Consider the following 18,966-nt stretch of genomic DNA (forward strand, 5'->3'; position numbering starts at 1 on the left):
CGGTACGCGCAGTGCGGGCAGCCAGCCCGCTTTTTTCGGGGTTGTTATTTCTGTCTGTACAGAAATAACTGTAAGTAGAGGATGAAAATGAACGCAGTCTTGCCGTCGATTAGCCAGCACGATTGCACCGGGGCGCGCAGCATGACCGTCCTCGTGTGCGGTGCGAACGGCTTCATCGGGCGGGCCCTGTGCGCGCAGCTCGAAGCCGGCGGCCATCGCGTGCTGCGCGGCGTGCGTCATGCGGCCGGCCCGTGCGACGTCGCGATCGACTTCGCGAAGGACGTCGACCCCGACGCGTGGCTCGCGCGGCTGGAAGGCGTCGACGTGGTGATCAATGCGGTCGGCATCCTTGCCGATCAGCGCGGCGCGACGCTTGACGCCGTGCATCGCGCTGCGCCGTGCGCGCTTTTTACCGCGTGCTGCCGCGCCGGCGTGCGGCGGGTGATCCAGATCTCGGCGCTCGGCGTCGAGCGTGGCGATACGCGCTACTTCGCCAGCAAGGTCGCCGCCGACCGCTTCCTGCAGACGCTGCCGATCGACTACCGGATCGTGCGTCCCGCGCTCGTCTACGGCACGACCGGCGCGTCCGCGCGGTTTTTCCGGATGCTTGCGAGCCTGCCGGTACAGGTCCTGCCGGCGGGTGGCCATCAGCGGCTGCGCCCCGTGCACGTCGACGATCTCGCCGAAGTCGTTGCGCGATGCGTCGATGCACCGGCGGCCGGCCGCCCGGTGATCGACGTGGTTGGCAACGACGAAGTCGAATACCGCGAGATGCTGGCCCGTTACCGCGCGGCGCTGGGATTTCCGCCGGCCGTCCGCATTGCATTGCCGGGCCCGCTGGCCGGCGCGGCGGCCACGTTGTTCGGCATGCTGCCGGGCGCGATGTTCACGCGCGACACGTGGACGATGCTGCGCGGCGGGAACACCGGCGATCCGGCCGCCGCCACGGCGATGCTCGGCCGGCCGCCGCGCGGGATCGACGGCTTCATCGGCGCGGAAGCCGCCGCGCTGCGTCGCGATGCGCTCGCGATGTGGCGTCGTCCGCTGCTGCGCGGTGCGCTGGCGATCGTGTGGATCTGGACGGCCATCGCCAGCGCGTTCATCCATCCGCTGCACGCGAGCCTCGCGCTGCTCGCGCCTGCGCATCTGACCGGGCTGCCTGCGCTGATCGCGCTCTATGCGGCCAGCGCGCTGGACTTCGCGTTCGGCATCGCAACCGTCGTCGCGCCGTCGCGCCGGCTGTGGGTCGCGCAAGCCGCGCTGATCGTCGCGTATTCGGCGGTCATCGCGGTCACGATGCCGGGCCTGCTCGCCGAACCGTTCGGCCCCGTGCTCAAGAACGTGCCGATCCTCGCCATCCTGTTGATCCTTTTTTCAGAAGAAGAACAAGCATGAATACCTATCTCGTCATCAAGGCGCTTCACATCCTGTCCTCGGTGCTGTTGGTCGGCACGGGGTTCGGCACCGCGTTCTACCTGTTCTTCGCGAACCGCACGCGCTCGGTGCCCGCGATCGCGGCCGTGTCGCGGCTCGTGGTGCGCGCGGACTGGTGGTTCACGACGCCGGCCGTGATCTTCCAGCCGGCATCCGGGCTCTGGCTCGCGCACACGGCCGGCTGGCCGTGGGATACGCCGTGGCTCGTCGCGTCGATCGTGCTGTATGCGATCGCCGGCGCGTGCTGGCTGCCGGTCGTGTGGCTGCAGGTCGAACTGGCCGCGATGGCGAAGCTCGCTCACGCGAACGGCGATGCCGGGTTGCCGGAACGGTACTGGCGCTATGCGAAGCGCTGGGAGCTGCTCGGCTATCCGGCGTTCTTCGCGATGCTGACCGTCTACTTCCTGATGGTGCTCAAGCCGATGTAAGTGCGCCGCTGCCGCCGCACGGGAGCGGCGGTGCGGCACAGCGGAAAGCAGTCGATCGATTCATGAGGCATGCAACCGACAAAAAGAAGGAATGCGAATCATGAGCTCAAGTGAACTGGTGCTGTACTTCGACGGACGATGTCCGTTATGCGTGGCGGAGATCAAGCGTCTCGAGGCGCGCGACGCACGACACCGGCTGGCGTTCGTCGATATCGCCGAGCCGGGATTCGATCCCGCGCCGCTGGGCGTCGACCTGCCCGCGCTGAATCGCGAGCTGCACGCGCGCCTGCCCGACGGACGCATGCTGACCGGCGTGGACAGCATCCTGGCCGCCCAGGCGCTGACCGGGCGCCGCTGGCTCGTCAGGCTGCTTCGCGTGCCGGTCGTGCGCACTGCGCTGGCGCCGCTGTATCGCCGCTTCGCGCGCAACCGGCAGGCCGTCTCGCGGTGGCTCGGTTATCGCGCCGAAGCGCCGTGCGATGGGGCGGCGTGCGGTAGCGGCCGAGCCGCTGAACCCACTGCGAATCGCCCAGCGGGGGACGCTGCGCGTCGCATCGTCGTGACCTGGATGTACGGCGCCGCGATCGCACACCTGCTCGTCGGCATTGCCGTTCCGTGGGTGGCCGGCACGCCGTGGCTCGACGCGTATCACCGCGTCATCGAGCTGCACTTCTGGGCGGGAGCCGCGCCCGACGCGGCGCGTGCGCAACAGGTCTGGTGGATGTCGCTGATCGGCGCGACGGTGCAATGCGCGTCGGTCTGGATGCTCGCGCTCGTCCACCTCGGCAACCGGCTGCGCCGGCGGGAAGTGTGGGGATGGCTGCTCGCCGGCCTGCTGGTCTGGGCGCCGCAGGACATGCTGTTTTCATTGCAGGCCCATGTATCGGGCCACGTGGCGATCGACGCGGCGGCACTCGTCGCGATGGTGCCGCCGCTTGTCTGGCTTTGGAGGAGGGATACGGTATGAACACCTTGCCTGCTTACGACTGGGCGCTCAACCTGCTGATCGTGCAGGGCGCGATGGGCGCATTCGATACGCTCTATCACCACGAACTCACGCAGGATCTTCCGCACAGCCCGCGTGCGCGGCTCGAGCTGGGAATTCATGCGGTGCGTTCCGTGCTTTACGGTCTCGTGTTCGCGTCGATCGCGAACGTCGCCTTTCACGGCGCGTGGGTCGCGGCCCTCGCGGCCGTGGTGGTGGTCGAGGTGGTGCTGACGTTGTGGGATTTCGTCGTCGAGGACCAGAGCCGCAAGCTGCCGTCGACCGAGCGCGTGCTGCACACGCTGCTGGCCGTCAACGGCGGCGCGCTGTTCGGGATGATTGCGATGCAACTGGCCGTGTGGGCGCACGAGCCGACCGCGCTGCAGGCGCTCGATCTCGGCTGGCGTGGCTGGGTGCTGAGCCTGTTTGCCGTCGGCGTGGCGATCTCGGGAATCCGCGACGGGATCGCGGCTTGCCGGATCGCGCGACACGCGCCGGTCGCCAATCCGTTCGCGGGGCAGGCGCCGGGGAGTGTGCTCGTGACCGGCGGGACCGGCTTCATCGGCGAAACCCTCGTGAACCAGCTGCTCGATGCGGGGCATGTGGTCACGTTGCTGGCGCGCGATCCGCTGCGTGCGGCCTACCTGTTTCACGGCCGCGTGCGCAGCGTCACGTCCGTCGAACAACTGCAGCCGCACGAGCGTTTTGACACGGTCATCAATCTCGCGGGCGCGCCGGTGCTCGGCGCGCGCTGGAGCAAGCGCCGGCAGGCGGTGCTGCTCGCCAGCCGCGTCGGCGTCACGGAATCGCTGATGCGCTGGGTCGAGACCGCCGAGGTCAGGCCGCGCACGTGGATCCAGGCATCGGCGATCGGTTACTACGGCGTGCGTCCTTCAGATGAGCGCCTCGATGAAAGCAGCAACGCCGGCACCGGCTTCATGTCCGAGCTGTGCCGGCAGTGGGAGCAGTCCGCGCAGCCGCTCGAGCGTCATGGCGCGCGCTCGGTGGTGCTGCGGCTGGGCGTCGTGTTCGGCCCCGGCGGCGCGCTGCGCCCGATGCTGTTGCCGCATTACTTCGGGATGGGCGGGCGATTCGGCGACGGCAAGCAGGTGATGAGCTGGATCCACCGGGATGACGTGCTGCGGATCATCGCGCGTGCGATGGCGAACCCGGGCATGCGCGGCGTCTACAACGCGGTCGCGCCCGCGCCGTTGACCCAGCGCGAGTTCGTGCAGGTTGTGTCGAAGGTGCTGCATCGTCCGGCCTGGCTGCACGTGCCGGCCGCGCCGCTGCGTATCGCGATGGGCGAGATGGCCGAGGTGCTGCTGGACGGGCAGCGCGTGATGCCGGCGCGGCTGCATCAGGACGGATTCATGTTCCGGTTCCCGACGGCCGAGCATGCGCTGCGTGACCTGACGAATCATCCGCACGCGGATTTTCCGCGTACGGCCTGTTGTTTGCCCCGAGGTCGTGTATAAATTCGACGTGAACGCGTTCGGGACGTGTCGTGCGTCCCGAATGCTCCGCATCCGACCTCACAAGGAGACTGCATGCTGCACATCCTCGGCAAGATCCCGTCCATCAACGTTCGCAAGGTGCTGTGGCTGTGCACCGAGCTGAACCTGCCGTTCGAACAGGAAGACTGGGGCGCGGGCTTCCGTACGACCAACGATCCGGCCTATCTCGCGCTGAATCCGAACGGTCTCGTGCCCGTCATCAAGGACGACGATTTCGTGCTCTGGGAATCGAACACGATCGTCCGCTATCTCGCGAACCGCTATGGCGGCGACGCGCTGTATCCGGCCGAGCCGCAGGCGCGCGCACGGGTCGATCAATGGATCGACTGGCAGGGCGCGGACCTGAACCGCTCGTGGGTCGGCGCGTTCCTCGGCCTCGTGCGGAAGTCGCCCGATCACCAGGATCCGGCCGGCATCGCGCAGTCGATCGCGGGCTGGACGAAGCACATGCAGGTGCTGAACGCGCAGCTCAAAGCGACCGGCGCGTACGTGGCCGGTAACGGCTTCACGCTCGCGGACATTCCGATCGGCCTGTCGGTGAACCGCTGGTTCGGCACGCCGTTCGAGCATCCGGATTTCCCGGCGGTGAAGCGCTATATCGAACGTCTCGCGACGCGCGAAGGCTTCCAGAAATACGCGGGTAGCGCGAACCCGTGATGCCGCGCAGGTAGCGCACGGCGGCGCGGCGGCGTGACAATCGCTGCTGCGTCCGCGTCACGACCTGCATCACGGCATCATGGCATTACGGCATCACAGGCCGGTTGTTACGCGCCCGGCGCCGGCAAAGCGTCGAGCACGCGCGCGAGAAACGCCTCGTGATTCCACGCGGATTCCGGCCGCGACAGCCCGAGCCGCACGACCACCAGCTGCCGGCTCGGCACCACGCTCACGAACTGGCCTTCATGGCCGACCGCATGAAACGCGTCGGCCGGCATCGCGACCGCATGCGGATCGCGATCGTTGAACGGCTCCGGCACCTTGACCCACAGCTGCGCGCCGTATTCCTGGCGCTCCGACTGCGGCGTGGTGCGCGTCAGGTAGCGCACCCAGCCTTCCGGCAGCAGCCGCTGCCCGTCCCACACACCGTCCTGCAGCAGCAACTGCCCGAAGCGCGCCCAGTCGCGTGCGCTCGCATACATGTACGACGGGCTGACGAGCGTGCCGGACGCATCGGGCTCGAACACCGCGCTGCGCATCCCGAGCGGCGCGAACAGTGCGCGGCGCGGCAACGCGAGGTAGTCGTCCTCGCTGCCGCCCAGCGCTTCGCGCATCACGCGCGCGACGATCGCGCTCGTGCCGCTCGAGTAGGACCACCGCGTGCCGGGTGTCGCGGCGAGCGGCTTCGCCGACGCGAACCGCGCGGTATCGGACTGCGCGTACAGCATCAACGCGACATCGGACAGCGGGTCGTCGTAGTCCTCGTTGAATTGCAGGCCGCTCGTCATCCGCAGCAGCTCGTCGAGCGTGATGGCCGCGCGCGGATCGCCGCTGCCGCGCCATTCGGGCAGCAGCGCCGACGTATCGAGCGACAGCTTGTGCTGCGCGACGAGCGTGCCGACCAGGGCGGCCGTCACGGTCTTCGTCATCGACCAGCCGGGCAGCGGCGTGTCGGCCGTGAAGCCGGGCGCATAACGCTCGGCGATCACCTGGCCGCGCCACATCACGACGACCGCGCGCGTGCGCCGCGGTCGTGCCGGGTCGGGCTCGTCGAACGCGCGGTCGAGCGCGGTCTGCAGCTTCTGCGCGTCGACGCCGGCCGGCGGCGTGGCAGGCGCGGGCTGCGTGGACGGCGGGTCGGGGAGGGGCGGCAGCGCGGCCGGCAACGCGCCGGGCGACGGCCCGAGCGCGAGCGTGCAGCCGAGCCCGGGCCGGAAGTCGGCTTCGCGTTCGGCGAAGCCGGCGAAGGTCGCCGTCGCGCGATGATGGTCGGGATCGATCGACGGGTGCACGAGCTTCAGCAGCGGATGCACGCCGGCCATGATGTCGACGTCGATCACGGACTCGGCCGGGCGGCCCGATACATACACGCCGGAACACAGTGCCTTTGCCGCATAACCGGTCGCGATGGGGGCGAGCCGGGACAGCATGTAGCCGGTGTAGCCGACCGCGGCGACGACGGCGAGCGCGACGCCGCGCAGGATCAGCTTCTTGAAGGGGATCGTCATGCGCGAACGTCCTCGGTTGTCGGCAGGCAGAACATGAACCGGCAGTGTCGCAGGTTCGAGCCGGCGGTGGCAATTGCGAGGGCTTGCGAGGCGGGGCACTGCCGACAGCGCGCAGATTGCCCGGCGTGTGCGAATCGCGTGTGTCGATCGCGCAAGTCGAACGGGCCGCGTGCGGCCCGTCCAGGCGGCGCATCACTGCGCGTTGTTGTTGTCGGACCGCAGGGTCCAGACCGTCGCGGTATTCGTGTTGTCGTCGACGGCTGCGAATTCCAGCTGGCCTTTGCTGCCGTGCCCGAACGCGAGGCCGAACGCGGCCCCCGAAACGGTGTCGACCTGCATTTGCGCGACGAAGCGCCCGTCCACCGTAAATTCGACGATCTCGCTCGGCTGCTGCGGGTCGGCGTTGACCGCGTCGCCGTTCGCGGTCACGAGATGGCCGTTCGGGGCGAGCGCCAGCGCGAGCGGGCCGTGCAGGTGCGCCGCGTCGAAATAGATCATCCGTCCGACACCGCCGTTGCGATTCGTCGACGCGGCATTCTGGATCGCGAACACCGCGTTGTCGCCGGTGGATGCAACGTAAAGCACGTCGATGTTCGGGTCGTACGCGAGGCCGGTCGGCCCGACGACGAGCGCATTGGGATCGGTTCGATTCACGTAGCCCGATGCGATGACGCGAGAGCCCGGCAGCATCGTGACGCCGTTGTCGCCGATCGCGAGTTCGATCCGTGACACCGTCCCGTTCAGCACGTTCGACACGAACGCGGTCACGCGCTGGCCGCGATCGATCACGGTCATGTCCCAGGGCCCGTCGAGCAGCGCCGCGCTGCTGAGTTGCGTGACGAGATTGCCCTGCGGGCCGATGACGAGCAGCGAACCCGGCGCCACGACGGTCTTGCCGTCCGGCGCCGGCACGTTGCCGACCAGCACGAAGCCGCTGCGCAGCACCGTGAGCGCGGTTGTCAGGCCGAGATTGCTGCCCTGGAAGAACGTCGTCGCCGGCGTCTTGCCGGGTGTCAGCTTCACGATCGTCGTACCGGTGCCTTGCGCGTTCGACGCCGCGTTGAAGTTGGACACGACGACGTCGCCGGGTTTCAGCGTGCTCCAGCTCGGCACGCCGCGCGGCACGAACGCGATGCCGTATGGATTGACGTCGCCGTTGGTGGGCACCGTCGAGGCGGTGAACGATGGAATCGGCAGGATGATGTCGCTGCCGCCGGCCCACGCGAAAGCCGAAGACAACGCGACCAGCCCGGCGCCGCAAGCCGCGCGGCATAGCGAGCGCGCAAGCGTGCGCCGGACGCGTGCGACGACCGGCGGATCGACCGCGAACACGGGCGCGGCGGGGGAACGACAGGAGGGGAGAGGGTCCATGGCATGACTCCGGTTGATGATCGCGAGCAGTCATCCCGGCTGCCGGCCTGCGCAGCCGACGGGTGTCCGGCGCAGGTTCGCGATCGTGCGGTTGCCGCGTGAACCCGCGCTCGAAATAAACGGATGGCGACGGCCGGATATTCCAGTCCGTTACGCGCGTTGCATGCGTATCGACGTCCATTGTTCGCAGAAAGAGCGACTCGACCTGACAAGTTGAAATCCGACCCGCCATCGGCCGATAATCGTCCGGCATCGCTTTCCTACTCTCCCAGTCCAACCGTTAATGGAAAACGCCATGTCCTACGACAACAACAACCCGTTCGCCAAAATCCTGCGCGGCGAACTGCCGTGCGTGAAAGTCGCGGAAGACGACGCGACCCTCGCGATCATGGATCTGATGCCGCAGGCCGACGGCCACGTGCTCGTGATCCCGAAGGAGCCGGCCGCGCAGATCTTCGAGTTGTCCGGCGACGCCGCCGCGGCCGGCATCCGCATGACGCAGCGTGTCGCGGCGGCGGTGCGCGCGGCGCTCGAGCCGGATGGCGTGTTCATCGGCCAGTTCAACGGCGCGGCCGCCGGCCAGACGGTGCCGCATGTGCACTTCCACGTGATCCCGCGCTGGGAAGGCGCCGAGCTGAAGATGCATGCGCGTGAGATCGCCGACGCGGCGACGCTCGAAGCGCTGGCGCAGCGCATTCGCGCGCGTTTCGTGTAACGCGTCGATTGCACACGGCGATGGCACGGCCTGGCGCAGCGGCCAGCCGTCGTGCCATCGCCTGTTTCAGCGGTCATGCGAGGTAACACGTGTAACCGCCGGCGAAACTCGGCCCGGCCCCCCCGGCGCTAGACTCCGCGCATTGCTTCACTGAGCGACAGGAAGGGCGGATCGCCTCTTCGTGCCGGCCGCCGCATCGCGCGATGGCGCGGCTTTCGCGAGGTGCCATTCGTCTTTCGCGCCGGGAATCGAGCCATGACCAGACTTCTCATCACGCTTGCCCTGATCGGCGGCCTGTCCGGCTGCTATGTCGCGCCGCCGTATGGCTATGCGCCCGCGCCGGCCTACTACGGCTATGCGCCGGCGTATTACGCGCCACCCGTCAGCGTCGGGATCGGCGGCAACTTCCGCATTCGCTGATCCGGCACCGGCACCGGGCTCGGGCGCTGGCCGCACCGGTCAGCGCCATCGCGTTGTGCCGGATGACGCGCGCGGATTCGCGTACCGCATGACGGCGGTGCGCTGCGCGGCGTGTGCGCGCTTCCTATACTTCACAGGAAAGGGCACTTCGGCGAGGCAGTCATGACAGTCACCCGCAAGGTCGCAGTCGTGTCGGGCGTCTCCACGCTCGTCTATCTCGGGCTCGCCGTGCTGGGCAGCGGCGGATTCGCAGCCTTCTTCTCGCATCCACCGCTGACCGTCGTCGTCGTCGCGACGCTCGCGATGGCCGTCGTCGCGATGTTTACCGAAGGCAACCTGAGCAGCGGCGAGCGCGAGAACCGCGATAATCGCTGGGTGCTCGCGGCATTCGGGGTAAGCGGGTTCCTGCTCGCGTACCTGCCCGCGCTGACCGACCGGCTCGACTTCTGGACCTTCGGCGGCGATGCGGTGCGCTGGATCGGCGTCGTGCTGTACATCGCGGGCGGCGTGCTGCGCATCTGGCCCGTATTCGTGCTCGGCAAGCGCTTCAGCGGGCTCGTCGCGATCCAGCCGGGCCATACGCTCGTGACCGACGGCATCTACAGCCGCATCCGCAATCCGAGCTATCTCGGCCTGGTCGTCAATTCGGTCGGCTGGGCGCTCGCGTTCCGCTCGGGCGTCGGCTTGCTGCTGGTCGTGCTAACGATGGTGCCGCTCGTCGCGCGTATCCGCTCCAAGGAGGCGCTGCTACGTGCGCAATTCGGCGCCGAATACGACGCGTATTGCGCGCGAACGTGGCGTCTGCTGCCCGGCGTGTACTGACCCTCTTCGTTTCTTCACGGCCGCCGTTTCGGGCCCGGCCCACGTTTCGTTCCCGATGTGTTGCCACGTGTGTCGCAAACGTGCGACGCCACGCATGGCCGGCGTGTTTTTCCACAGGGCCGGACCCTCGGCGAAGCCAATGCCGGCGCGGGTTTGCGGGCATTTCGGCGCGCGCGTTCGAGGTTGCTTATTCGTAAACAACTTGTTACCAGAATGTCCACGGCAAGGACGTGGGACCGGTGCTATTCTTCGCCGCAAGCTCATTGAAATGAATTGGTCCGCGGTTCGGCACAATGCCTGACCCGACGTCGATCGATTCAGATCGTCGTACCGAGCGGACCTTCAATAACCAGATTGCGAACAAGGAAGAATACGGGAATGTGGAAGAAAATCGCCCCCGCTCTCGTCGTCGCCGCGTTGACCGGCGCGACTGCACTGCCGGCTATGGCAGGTGACATGAACAACGCGCTTGGCGGCGCGCTCGGCGGGGTAGCCGGCGCAGCGGTCGGCGGTGCGCTCGGCGGCAGCACGGGCTCGGTGATCGGCGGCGCCATCGGCGGCGGCGCGGGTGGCGCGGTGACGTCGAACCGTCGCGAGCGCACCGGCGCGATCATCGGCGGCGCCCTCGGCGGCGGCGCAGGTACCGCGGCAGGCAACGCAATGGGCGGCCGCACGGGCGGCCTGCTGGGTGCGGCGGTCGGCGGCGGCGCCGGCGCGGCGCTCGGCGGCAACATGTCGCGCAGCTCGTACGAACGCGATTACGGCGGTCGCGGCGATCGCGGCTATCGCCACCGCAAGCATCGTCACCACCGCGACTGGGACTGATCGCCGCTGGCGCGGCTCGGTGCGCGAATGGCGCACCGGCGCGCCGACGGCGTCGGCACCCGACGCGAGATTCGGCCCGGCGGCCTGCCGGGCCGTCATCGCCGGTCATACCGGCGAACCCCTTCCGGCTTCCTCAGCCGCGACCCGATGCCCGACCGATGGGCCGGCAAGTCTTCCTCCTCGCTGTATTTCCCCGTTTTCCGACTACACCGCCACTCGCGACTGAATGCGTCCGAGGCGTGTCGATACCATTCGCGTTCCGTTCGATCCCGCTGGTCCGTTCTCCGGCCTGACGACGGCTCATGACTGGCGCGGTGCGGCTTGCTGCCGTGCGCACGTCGTCACGCTCCAATCTGCGTAACCGGATGTATCGCGAACCGCGTGTGTCACTGCAGCGGCTGCGGTTTTTCACCTGCCCCTCCAGCATCCCGGCGAACGTGCGCGTTGCCCCGTCCGTCAGGATTTCCCTGATAGCCAGACCGTCGCGCCACGCTTCCCCACCGCGTATCGCGGCTGCCGGCTAGTAGTGGGAAATCGAATGGAATCCATCGCAACATTTAATTGGTCGATTGCGAACGACTTCGCTATCGTCGGCGATGCTCGCGTACGGCATCGCACCGTGCCGCTGGCCGCGCCTCGCCGCATGATCGCGAGCGCCACGGCCCGGTCGCCGGCCCCACAAGCATGGGCCGCCGCGTCCGAAGAACCGGACGAACCCGTCGCGAAGCCTGGCCGACCGAACGAAGGCGCATGCGCCTTCAAGCCACCCCGGCAATGACGTCCCGCCGCTTGCGTGCCCCACGCGCAGGTGTGCCGCCCGATGTCGTTGGTGTCCGGGGCCGGACCAACCCATTGCCTGGATGCACTATGTCTAAGACAACGTATTACGCGCCGCATGGCGGCCACCCGCCGCAGACCGATCTGCTGACCGATCGCGCGATGTTCACCGAGGCGTACGCGGTGATCCCGAAGGGTGTGATGCGTGACATCGTCACGAGCTGGCTGCCGTTCTGGACGAACACGCGCCTGTGGGTGATCGCTCGCCCGCTGTCGGGTTTCGCGGAAACCTTCTCGCAGTACATCGTCGAAGTGAACCCGGGCGGCGGCAGCGACAAGCCCGAGCAGGACAAGAATGCCGAAGCCGTGCTGTTCGTCGTCGAAGGTGAAGCCGAGCTGACGCTGCAAGGCAAGAAGCACGTGCTGAAGCCGGGCGGCTACGCGTTCATTCCGCCGGGCGCCGACTGGACGCTGCACAACGTCAGCGATGCCGCGGTGCGTTTCCACTGGGTGCGCAAGCATTACCAGGCTGTCGACGGCATTCCGCTGCCGGAAGCCTTCGTGACCAACGAGCAGGACGTCGAGCCGATCCCGATGCCGGGCACCAACGGTGCATGGGTGACGACGCGCTTCGTCGACATGAGCGACATGCGCCACGACATGCACGTGAACATCGTGACGTTCGAACCGGGCGGCGTGATTCCGTTCGCCGAAACGCACGTGATGGAGCACGGGTTGTATGTGCTCGAAGGGAAGGCTGTTTATCGCCTGAACCAGGATTGGGTCGAGGTCGAAGCCGGTGACTTCATGTGGCTGCGCGCGTTCTGCCCGCAGGCATGCTATTCGGGTGGCCCTGGCCGCTTCCGTTACCTGCTGTACAAAGATGTGAACCGTCACATGAACCTGTTGCTGAACCCGGCGCGTTAAGCGTCGAGCGAGCAGTTGGATGTGAAAGCCCGCCGGCGGATGCCGGCGGGCTTTTTTTCAGGTTCTTCGCGGTTTCCAGGGGTGTCGCTTGACGACCCACCAGAGGTAAAAGCCGGAATCCCAGCCAGTGCGTGCTGCAAACACACTGACCGTCAGTCGGATGCCGCTGGCGACTCGTTGCCCTGCGTAGCACCGCATTGATGGCAATGCGGGAAGAAGAAGAAATTCCGGCCACCGCATCCGCATACGTTGAAGAGCCTCAATCCGCAATGCACGCAGAACGTGGAGTCGTCGCCGCCGAGATTCCACTGTTTGTCGCATGACGGGCAGCGCTTTTTTTCGAGTGAGCGAACGGCTTTTTCGTATCCGATCGTGCGCGCACGTTCTCCCTGATCCTGCTGCAATTCGAGCCGCTTGCGTTCGGCATAGCGTTGAAAGGCCTTCATCATGTAAAGGCCGGCGAACACCGTGAGCGCAATGCCGACCAGGACCCGTACATAGCCGCCGAAATTCGGCAGGTACGGGACCAGTTCGATGAAAAATGCACTCAGTGAAAACAGGCCAAAGCCATACACGAAAGGCCAGTAGCGCATCTTGCGATAGCGCATGAACAGCCAGATCGCAATCAGCAGAATCGGTAACGTGAGCGCAAGGCGCAGTCCGAACACCTGCAACTCGTATTGCCGGTCCGCCTTTTCGAAGCGCCGTTCGGCTGCCGCGTCCGCGTCGGCGATTTGCGTGTCCACTTGAGTCTGCTGCGATGCCAGTGCCCGTTGCTGGTCACCGATCGCATCGATCTGATGCTGCCAGTTGATGACCACTGCCTGAAGCGTATCCAGCTTGCGAGTTCTCGCCAGAATGTCCGGGTCCCTCGCACTGTCTCCCGTCACCGAGCGGGTTGCCAGCCAGTTGCGGAAACTTTCTTTCTCGGCCGCGTACTCCTTCGCGGCACGTCCGCGTGCCACCTCCATTGCGTCGGCCTTCCCGGCAAGCGTGTCGTGCTGCGCCTGCAGATCGCGACGCGCTGCATCCAGCCGCGCCTTCGCTGGAGCATCCGCGAATTGCTCGACGACGGGCGGCCCGCCCCTCGGAGCGAAGGCCATGTCGCGGATTACGAGGCTGCCGAGCATGTTCAGAAAGACGGCGAAGATGATCGCAATCACCCACGAGGCGAGCCGCAGGAGACGTGCGGGACTGGTCAGGCCGTCGCTGGAAGTCATCATTGTTTTGCCTTTGTTGGAATGGTTATACAAGCGGACTTGATTGTCGACGAATCCCGTACCCTTGTCGAACATCCCCTTCTGGCCGAGCGCCGTCGGTCATCCCCGCGTCCCCCGGAAATTCATGATGAACCTGTTTTCACGGGCGATGCATCTTGCTACACGCCGAGTGCAGCCGCCGCGAGCATCGCGACCTGCAGCCGCGTATCGGGTGACAGCCCGTCCTCGATCAGCCACACCGCCGACAAGCCCGACCATGCGAGTATCCACTGCAGCAGCCGGCGCCGGTCGAGCTGCGCGGCGCTGGCCACGAGTGTGACACGCTGCTCGAAGCGCACGGGATCAACCGCAATATCGTGCGAGGGATTGCAGAACAGGTTCGCGTAGTCGAACGCGCGATCGCCGCGCAGCCCTTTCGGATCGATCGCACGCCAGCCGCGTTCGCCGAAATGAAGGATGTTGCCGTGATGGATGTCGCCGTGCAGGACGAAGTCGTCGACGGGCGGTGCGACCAGCAATTGGCGAGCGATCGCGGCCGATCGGCGCAGCGCGGCGTTGTCGGCGTCGTTCGACAGCAGTGCGTAGAACCAGTCGTGCAGCGGCACGACCGAAGGCGGCTCCGAAGCACGATGCGCATGCAGCCGCGCGACGACATTACACGCGATGCGCATCGCATCGTCGTCATGCCCCGATGCCGAAAAGCCGGCCAGCGTCGGTTCCGGCCGCGCGCGTTCGAGCAGGACTGCATCGCTGTCGTGCTGCCACACCTGAGCGGCGCCTTGCCCGTTCCACCAGGTCATCAGCGCATTGCCGCGACGCTCTTCGTCACACGTGGCGACCTTCAGCATTGCCGGCCGCGCTTGCCAGACGACCGGCAGCAGACCACCGCTCGCGGTCAGGATCGGGCCGCCATCGGGAACGAGGCCCCACAGGCCGAGGTATCGATCGAACATCACGCGATGCTACAGCCGAACCGGATTGCTTGCAGAGCGGTTCGCCCGATGATGCGACACGCGGTCGCAGATACGACCTGAACGGCCCCGGCGCACTTTCCTAAATAAAATTTAGCCAGCCAAACTTTGGCTAAAGAATGTTCCGGTTTCGCGCCATCCCTTCGACAATGCGCGCCTTTCGTGACCAGTCGGTGCCTCTCGCGCACCGGCCGTCGCAGCATCGAAGAAGGAGCCCGACATGACCGACCACACCGCATCCCCGCCACCCCCACCCGCGCCGCCGCCACGCCGCCGCCGCGTGTGGCGCACGCTCGCAGGCGCGCTGCTCGGCCTGACGGTCGCATGCGCGGGTATCGGCGCATGGACGATCCAGCGCATCTGGACGCAGTTGCCGTCCGTCGAGCACCTCGCCGTGTATCGTCCGGCGCTGCCGCTGCGGATCTTCTCGCGCGACGGCGACCTGCTGGCCGAATACGGCGTCGAGCGGCGCGAGTTCGTGCCGCTCGAACGCATCCCGCCGCTGATGCGGCAGGCGCTGCTCGCGGCCGAGGACGCGAAGTTCTACCAGCACGGCGCAGTCGACTTCAACGGCCTTGCGCGCGCGACGTTCGCGAACGTCGTGACGGGGCAGCCGGGGCAGGGCGGCAGCACGATCACGATGCAGGTCGCGCGCAACTTCTACCTGACGCGCGACAAGGTGCTGAGCCGCAAGCTTGCCGAGATCCTGATGGCGACCAAGCTCGAACGCGAATACAGCAAGGACAAGCTGCTCGAGCTGTACATGAACGAGATCTATCTGGGCGAGCGCGCGTACGGCTTCGCGGCGGCCGCGAACGTGTATTTCGGCAAGCCGCTCGACGCGCTGAGCGCGGGCGAAGCGGCCGTGCTCGCGGGGCTGCCGAAGGCGCCGTCCGCGTTCAACCCGGTCGTCAATCCGGCACGCGCGACCGCGCGACGCAACTACGTGCTCGGCCGCATGCATGCGCTCGGCCAGCTTGACGACGCGACGTACCGCGCGGCCGTCGACGCGCCGATCGCGCTGGCGACCACGCCGCCGCCCGGGATCATCGCGGCGCCGTACGTTGCCGAGCGCGCACGCCGGATGATGGTGGAGCGTTTTCACGACGACGCATACACGCTGGGTCTCGATGTGACGACGACGATCTCGATGCGCGACCAACGCGCGGCCGAATCGTCGCTTGCACGCACGCTGAGCCGTCAGCCGCGCGCGAAGCGCGATGCGCGCAACGGGCTTGAAGGCGCACTGATATCGCTCGACGCGGCGACCGGCGACATGCTCGCGCTCGTCGGCGGCGCGGATTTCAACCGCAACGTGTTCGACCATGCGCTGCAGGCGTATCGCCAGCCGGGCTCGAGCTTCAAGCCGTTCGTCTATTCGGCAGCGCTGGAGAAGGGCTACTTCCCGGGCGTGCTCGTCGACGACACGCAGCGCACGCTCACGCATGAGGAAACCGGCGCGCGGCCGTGGCGCCCGCGCAATTTCGCCAACAACTACGAGGGCTTCATCCCGGTGCGGCGCGGGCTCATGCGCTCGAAGAACCTCGTCGCGGTCAGCCTGATGCAGGCCACCGACGCGCGCTACGTGCAGCAGCACGCGGTGCACTTCGGTTTCGATGCGCAGCGCAATCCGGCGTCGCTGCCGCTCGCGCTCGGCGCGGGCGCCGTGACGCCGCTCGAACTGGCGAGCGCGTACAGCGTGTTCGCGAACGGCGGCACGCGGATGGAGCCGCGCCTGATCCTGTCGGTGAAGCAGCGTCACGGCGGCGCGATATACGAAGCGACGGCGCCGGCAGGCGAGCGCGTCGTGTCGGCGCGCAACGCGTTCGTGATGGACAGCATGCTGCGCGACGTCGTGAAGTCCGGCACCGCGCGCGGCGCGCTCGCGCTGCGCCGCGACGACGCGGCCGGCAAGACGGGCACGTCGAACGGGTCGAAGGACGTCTGGTTCGCCGGCTACTCGTCGGGCATCGTCGCGGTCGCGTGGCTCGGCTACGACACGCCGCGCCCGATGGGACGTGCGACCGGCGCGTCGCTGGCGCTGCCGGTCTGGCTCGACTACATGAAGACGGCCGTCGACGGGCGTACGCCGGTCGAGGCGACGCCGCCGCAGGACGTCGCACTCGTCGACGGCGACTTCGTGTACGCCGAATACACGCGCGGCACGTGCACGGCCGACGTGCCGTCGTACATCCGCAGCCGCTTCGCGTGCGGCGGGGCCGCGGCGGTTTCCGGTGCGTCGGACGCGCCGGGCAACAACGGCAAGCCCGCCGAGCCGATGCCTGGCGCGGTCGATGCGGCCGAGCGCGAACGCGTGCTCGACCTGTTCCGGACGGAAGACTGACGTACGCCATGCATACGCTTTATCTGATTGCAATCGTCGCGGAAGCGATGTCGGGGGCGCTGATGGGCATGCGCCGCGGGATGGACCGCTTCGGGCTCGCGCTCGTCGGTGCGGTGACGGCGCTCGGCGGCGGCACCGTGCGCGACGTGCTGCTCGGCCACTATCCGCTCGGCTGGATCGCGCATCCGGAGTACCTGGTGATCACGCTCGTCGCGGCGACCGTCGCGTCGTGGGTCGCACGGCATGTCGCGCGGATGAAGACGTTGTTCGTCACCGTCGACGCGATCGGCCTCGCGGCGTTCACGATCATCGGTTGCGACATCGGCGCATCGACGGGCGCGGTGCCGATCATCGTCGTGCTGGCTGGCGCGATCACCGGTGTCTGCGGCGGGATGCTGCGCGACCTGCTGTGCAACGAGATGCCGCTGATCCTGCGCGAGGAACTGTATGCGAGCGTCGCGTTCGTCACGGGCGGGCTCTATGTCGGGATGCAGTACGTTGGCATCGATGCGGGCTTCGCGACGGTCGTCGCGCTGGCGGCCGGGTTCTCGATGCGGATGCTTGCCGTGCGGCTCGGGTGGAAGATGCGGACGTTTGGTGCGGCGGATCTCGAGCATTGAGCGGGAAGGCATGACGCCCGCGCGACAGGTGAGGGCGCGAGCGGTGCCGGCCCGGGCGTTCGGGTGAGCGCCCGGGCCGGACGGAACGTCAGTCGGCCTGCATCACCTGGAAGACGTTGCCTTCGGGATCGATGCCGTCGTACATCGTGTACGCGAACCCGTCATAGCGCTTGAGATCGCGCACTGTCACGCCGTCGCCGGCCAGCCGGCCGCGATGCGCGCCGATATCCTGGCCAATCGAGAACACGAATTTCACGTGGCTGGTTTCCGCGCGCGCTTCCGCATCAGCAGGTGCTGCGTGGCGGAACGCTGGGCCGGCGAGATGCAGCGCGAGCTCGATGGCGCCTGCGCCAAGCACGACCCACTCGTTTTCGATTTCCTCGATGACGGGCAGGTCGAAATACTGTTGGTAGAACGACTTGAGCGATGCGACGTCCTGGACGTACAGGATGATGCGGGTCATCGGAAGCGGCACGTGGGTCTCCTTGAAGGGGATGCGCGAAGCGCGAATGATGCGTTGTGAAAGTCGTTGCTATCGATCATGCATGACATCGCGCGGCGCAATGCTCACGCGACAAGCGACACGCGCCCGCGCTACGCGGGCACCATCACCGGCGGCGCACCGTCGCCGGTTTCCACCATCTTCACCGCGAACCCGTAGCACTGCGCGATATGAGCCGGCGTCATCACGTCGCGCGGCGAGCCGTGCGCGACGATCGTGCCGTCGGCGAGCATCGCGATCGTATCGGCGTGCCGCGCGGCGAGATTCGGATCGTGCACGATCGCAAGCACGCCGAGCTGCCATTCGCGTGCAACGGCACGGACGGTTTCGAGCAGGCGGTGCTGATGCGAGAGATCGAGCGCGGCGGTCGGCTCGTCGAGCAGCAGGTAGCGCGGGCCGCTTTCAATCGCTTCGTCATCCGGCCACAGCTGCGCGAGTACACGGGCGAATTGCACACGCGCAAGTTCGCCGCCTGACAGCGTCGTGACGTCGCGGCCGACGAGCGCATCGGCGCCCGCGCGTTCGAGCGCGCACCACGCGATGTCGCGGTCGCGGTGCGACGTCGCGCCGCTGCGCCGTGCATGCGGATAACGGCCGAGCAGCACGATTTCGTCGACGCTGAACGGGAACGCCGGCTGCGCGGCTTGCGGCAGCACGGCGCGCAGGCACGCAAGTCGCGGCGCGTCGATACGCGCGAGCGGTTCGCCGTTCAGCGTGATGTCGCCGGTCACGCGCACGCCGTTCGGCGCGACGCCGCCGGTGAGTTCGCCGGCGAAGGTCTTCAGCAGCGTGCTCTTGCCCGCGCCGTTGCGGCCGAGCAGCGCAGTCACGCGACCGGGTTCGATCGACAGCGACAGGTTGCGCAGGATCGCATGGTGTCGACGGGCGACGTCGAGGTGATGGGCGGTCAGCATGGTCGTCGG

General features: G+C 67.3%; 19 protein-coding genes. 13 read left to right on the plus strand and 6 right to left on the minus strand.

The features are described 5' to 3' along the window. Positions 1 to 87: 87 nt before the first annotated feature. The 5 genes from BCEP18194_RS23770 (at position 88) to BCEP18194_RS23790 (ending at position 5,021) form a co-directional block, all read left to right on the plus strand. Positions 88 to 1,395 (plus strand): SDR family oxidoreductase, encoded by a 1,308-nt coding sequence (locus BCEP18194_RS23770; RefSeq protein ID WP_011353813.1) that lies wholly within the window; start codon positions 88 to 90, stop codon positions 1,393 to 1,395. Then, a complete protein-coding gene (locus tag BCEP18194_RS23775) occupies positions 1,392 to 1,862 on the plus strand; it encodes a DUF2269 family protein (protein WP_011353814.1) in 471 nt (156 codons plus the stop codon). Before BCEP18194_RS23770 ends, BCEP18194_RS23775 begins: the two co-directional genes overlap by 4 nt. 100 nt (positions 1,863 to 1,962) lie before the next feature. Next, positions 1,963 to 2,829, plus strand: a complete 867-nt coding sequence (locus BCEP18194_RS23780; RefSeq protein WP_011353815.1) for a thiol-disulfide oxidoreductase DCC family protein — start codon at positions 1,963 to 1,965, stop codon at positions 2,827 to 2,829. Further along, entirely contained in the window at positions 2,826 to 4,325 is a 1,500-nt protein-coding gene (locus BCEP18194_RS23785) for a TIGR01777 family oxidoreductase (RefSeq protein ID WP_011353816.1), read from the plus strand. Before BCEP18194_RS23780 ends, BCEP18194_RS23785 begins: the two co-directional genes overlap by 4 nt. A gap of 72 nt (positions 4,326 to 4,397) precedes the next feature. After that, on the plus strand, positions 4,398 to 5,021 hold the full coding sequence (locus BCEP18194_RS23790; protein ID WP_011353817.1) for a glutathione S-transferase family protein: 624 nt from the start codon (positions 4,398 to 4,400) through the stop codon (positions 5,019 to 5,021). A 107-nt stretch (positions 5,022 to 5,128) separates the two neighbouring features. On the opposite strand, the gene BCEP18194_RS23795 is transcribed toward BCEP18194_RS23790, so the two are convergent. Both BCEP18194_RS23795 and BCEP18194_RS23800 read right to left on the minus strand, forming a co-directional pair. Further along, positions 5,129 to 6,529, minus strand: a complete 1,401-nt coding sequence (locus tag BCEP18194_RS23795) for a serine hydrolase domain-containing protein (RefSeq protein WP_011353818.1) — start codon at positions 6,527 to 6,529, stop codon at positions 5,129 to 5,131. 192 nt (positions 6,530 to 6,721) lie between these two features. Beyond that, the gene (locus BCEP18194_RS23800) at positions 6,722 to 7,900 is read right to left on the minus strand and encodes a hypothetical protein (protein WP_011353819.1); all 1,179 of its coding nucleotides are present in this window, start codon (positions 7,898 to 7,900) and stop codon (positions 6,722 to 6,724) included. Positions 7,901 to 8,195: 295 nt separating this feature from the next. Between BCEP18194_RS23800 and BCEP18194_RS23805 the strand changes: the two genes are divergently transcribed. The 6 genes from BCEP18194_RS23805 (at position 8,196) to BCEP18194_RS23820 (ending at position 12,386) form a co-directional block, all read left to right on the plus strand. Further along, positions 8,196 to 8,615 (plus strand): HIT family protein, encoded by a 420-nt coding sequence (locus BCEP18194_RS23805; RefSeq protein WP_041493445.1) that lies wholly within the window; start codon positions 8,196 to 8,198, stop codon positions 8,613 to 8,615. A gap of 255 nt (positions 8,616 to 8,870) precedes the next feature. Further along, positions 8,871 to 9,035: a hypothetical protein gene (locus BCEP18194_RS41715; protein ID WP_011353821.1), complete on the plus strand. Its 165-nt coding sequence runs from the start codon at positions 8,871 to 8,873 to the stop codon at positions 9,033 to 9,035. Between the two features lie 162 nt (positions 9,036 to 9,197). Continuing rightward, positions 9,198 to 9,857 (plus strand): methyltransferase family protein, encoded by a 660-nt coding sequence (locus tag BCEP18194_RS23810; RefSeq protein ID WP_011353822.1) that lies wholly within the window; start codon positions 9,198 to 9,200, stop codon positions 9,855 to 9,857. 378 nt (positions 9,858 to 10,235) lie between these two features. After that, the gene (locus BCEP18194_RS23815) at positions 10,236 to 10,682 is read left to right on the plus strand and encodes a hypothetical protein (protein WP_011353823.1); all 447 of its coding nucleotides are present in this window, start codon (positions 10,236 to 10,238) and stop codon (positions 10,680 to 10,682) included. Between the two features lie 538 nt (positions 10,683 to 11,220). After that, on the plus strand, positions 11,221 to 11,460 hold the full coding sequence (locus tag BCEP18194_RS41280; protein ID WP_157687225.1) for a hypothetical protein: 240 nt from the start codon (positions 11,221 to 11,223) through the stop codon (positions 11,458 to 11,460). 89 nt (positions 11,461 to 11,549) lie between these two features. Then, positions 11,550 to 12,386 (plus strand): bifunctional allantoicase/(S)-ureidoglycine aminohydrolase, encoded by an 837-nt coding sequence (locus BCEP18194_RS23820; RefSeq protein WP_011353825.1) that lies wholly within the window; start codon positions 11,550 to 11,552, stop codon positions 12,384 to 12,386. A 152-nt stretch (positions 12,387 to 12,538) separates the two neighbouring features. Here the strand turns inward: BCEP18194_RS23820 and BCEP18194_RS23825 are convergent, their stop codons facing one another. Beyond that, the gene (locus BCEP18194_RS23825) at positions 12,539 to 13,606 is read right to left on the minus strand and encodes a zinc ribbon domain-containing protein (RefSeq protein WP_041493446.1); all 1,068 of its coding nucleotides are present in this window, start codon (positions 13,604 to 13,606) and stop codon (positions 12,539 to 12,541) included. Between the two features lie 158 nt (positions 13,607 to 13,764). Then, positions 13,765 to 14,559, minus strand: a complete 795-nt coding sequence (locus BCEP18194_RS23830; RefSeq protein WP_011353827.1) for an aminoglycoside phosphotransferase family protein — start codon at positions 14,557 to 14,559, stop codon at positions 13,765 to 13,767. 238 nt (positions 14,560 to 14,797) lie between these two features. Between BCEP18194_RS23830 and BCEP18194_RS23835 the strand changes: the two genes are divergently transcribed. Both BCEP18194_RS23835 and BCEP18194_RS23840 read left to right on the plus strand, forming a co-directional pair. Beyond that, positions 14,798 to 16,921, plus strand: coding sequence for a penicillin-binding protein 1A (locus BCEP18194_RS23835; protein ID WP_011353828.1), 2,124 nt, complete (start codon positions 14,798 to 14,800; stop codon positions 16,919 to 16,921). Between the two features lie 8 nt (positions 16,922 to 16,929). Beyond that, complete coding sequence (locus tag BCEP18194_RS23840) at positions 16,930 to 17,541, plus strand: trimeric intracellular cation channel family protein (protein ID WP_011353829.1); 612 nt, start codon at positions 16,930 to 16,932, stop codon at positions 17,539 to 17,541. 88 nt (positions 17,542 to 17,629) lie between these two features. On the opposite strand, the gene BCEP18194_RS23845 is transcribed toward BCEP18194_RS23840, so the two are convergent. Beyond that, a complete protein-coding gene (locus tag BCEP18194_RS23845; protein ID WP_011353830.1) occupies positions 17,630 to 18,016 on the minus strand; it encodes a VOC family protein in 387 nt (128 codons plus the stop codon). A 119-nt stretch (positions 18,017 to 18,135) separates the two neighbouring features. After that, on the minus strand, positions 18,136 to 18,957 hold the full coding sequence (locus tag BCEP18194_RS23850) for a heme ABC transporter ATP-binding protein (protein ID WP_011353831.1): 822 nt from the start codon (positions 18,955 to 18,957) through the stop codon (positions 18,136 to 18,138). Between the last annotated feature and the right edge of the window lie 9 nt (positions 18,958 to 18,966).

Origin of the sequence: Burkholderia lata (genome assembly GCF_000012945.1) — a bacterium.
Lineage (GTDB): Bacteria > Pseudomonadota > Gammaproteobacteria > Burkholderiales > Burkholderiaceae > Burkholderia > Burkholderia lata.

Coding starts and splice junctions, on each gene's coding strand:
- BCEP18194_RS23770 (WP_011353813.1), top strand. CDS start 88: ATGAACGCAGTCTTGCCGTCGATTAGCCAGCACGATTGCACCGGGGCG.
- BCEP18194_RS23775 (WP_011353814.1), top strand. CDS start 1,392: ATGAATACCTATCTCGTCATCAAGGCGCTTCACATCCTGTCCTCGGTG.
- BCEP18194_RS23780 (WP_011353815.1), top strand. CDS start 1,963: ATGAGCTCAAGTGAACTGGTGCTGTACTTCGACGGACGATGTCCGTTA.
- BCEP18194_RS23785 (WP_011353816.1), top strand. CDS start 2,826: ATGAACACCTTGCCTGCTTACGACTGGGCGCTCAACCTGCTGATCGTG.
- BCEP18194_RS23790 (WP_011353817.1), top strand. CDS start 4,398: ATGCTGCACATCCTCGGCAAGATCCCGTCCATCAACGTTCGCAAGGTG.
- BCEP18194_RS23795 (WP_011353818.1), bottom strand. CDS start 6,529: ATGACGATCCCCTTCAAGAAGCTGATCCTGCGCGGCGTCGCGCTCGCC.
- BCEP18194_RS23800 (WP_011353819.1), bottom strand. CDS start 7,900: ATGGACCCTCTCCCCTCCTGTCGTTCCCCCGCCGCGCCCGTGTTCGCG.
- BCEP18194_RS23805 (WP_041493445.1), top strand. CDS start 8,196: ATGTCCTACGACAACAACAACCCGTTCGCCAAAATCCTGCGCGGCGAA.
- BCEP18194_RS41715 (WP_011353821.1), top strand. CDS start 8,871: ATGACCAGACTTCTCATCACGCTTGCCCTGATCGGCGGCCTGTCCGGC.
- BCEP18194_RS23810 (WP_011353822.1), top strand. CDS start 9,198: ATGACAGTCACCCGCAAGGTCGCAGTCGTGTCGGGCGTCTCCACGCTC.
- BCEP18194_RS23815 (WP_011353823.1), top strand. CDS start 10,236: ATGTGGAAGAAAATCGCCCCCGCTCTCGTCGTCGCCGCGTTGACCGGC.
- BCEP18194_RS41280 (WP_157687225.1), top strand. CDS start 11,221: ATGGAATCCATCGCAACATTTAATTGGTCGATTGCGAACGACTTCGCT.
- BCEP18194_RS23820 (WP_011353825.1), top strand. CDS start 11,550: ATGTCTAAGACAACGTATTACGCGCCGCATGGCGGCCACCCGCCGCAG.
- BCEP18194_RS23825 (WP_041493446.1), bottom strand. CDS start 13,606: ATGACTTCCAGCGACGGCCTGACCAGTCCCGCACGTCTCCTGCGGCTC.
- BCEP18194_RS23830 (WP_011353827.1), bottom strand. CDS start 14,559: ATGTTCGATCGATACCTCGGCCTGTGGGGCCTCGTTCCCGATGGCGGC.
- BCEP18194_RS23835 (WP_011353828.1), top strand. CDS start 14,798: ATGACCGACCACACCGCATCCCCGCCACCCCCACCCGCGCCGCCGCCA.
- BCEP18194_RS23840 (WP_011353829.1), top strand. CDS start 16,930: ATGCATACGCTTTATCTGATTGCAATCGTCGCGGAAGCGATGTCGGGG.
- BCEP18194_RS23850 (WP_011353831.1), bottom strand. CDS start 18,957: ATGCTGACCGCCCATCACCTCGACGTCGCCCGTCGACACCATGCGATC.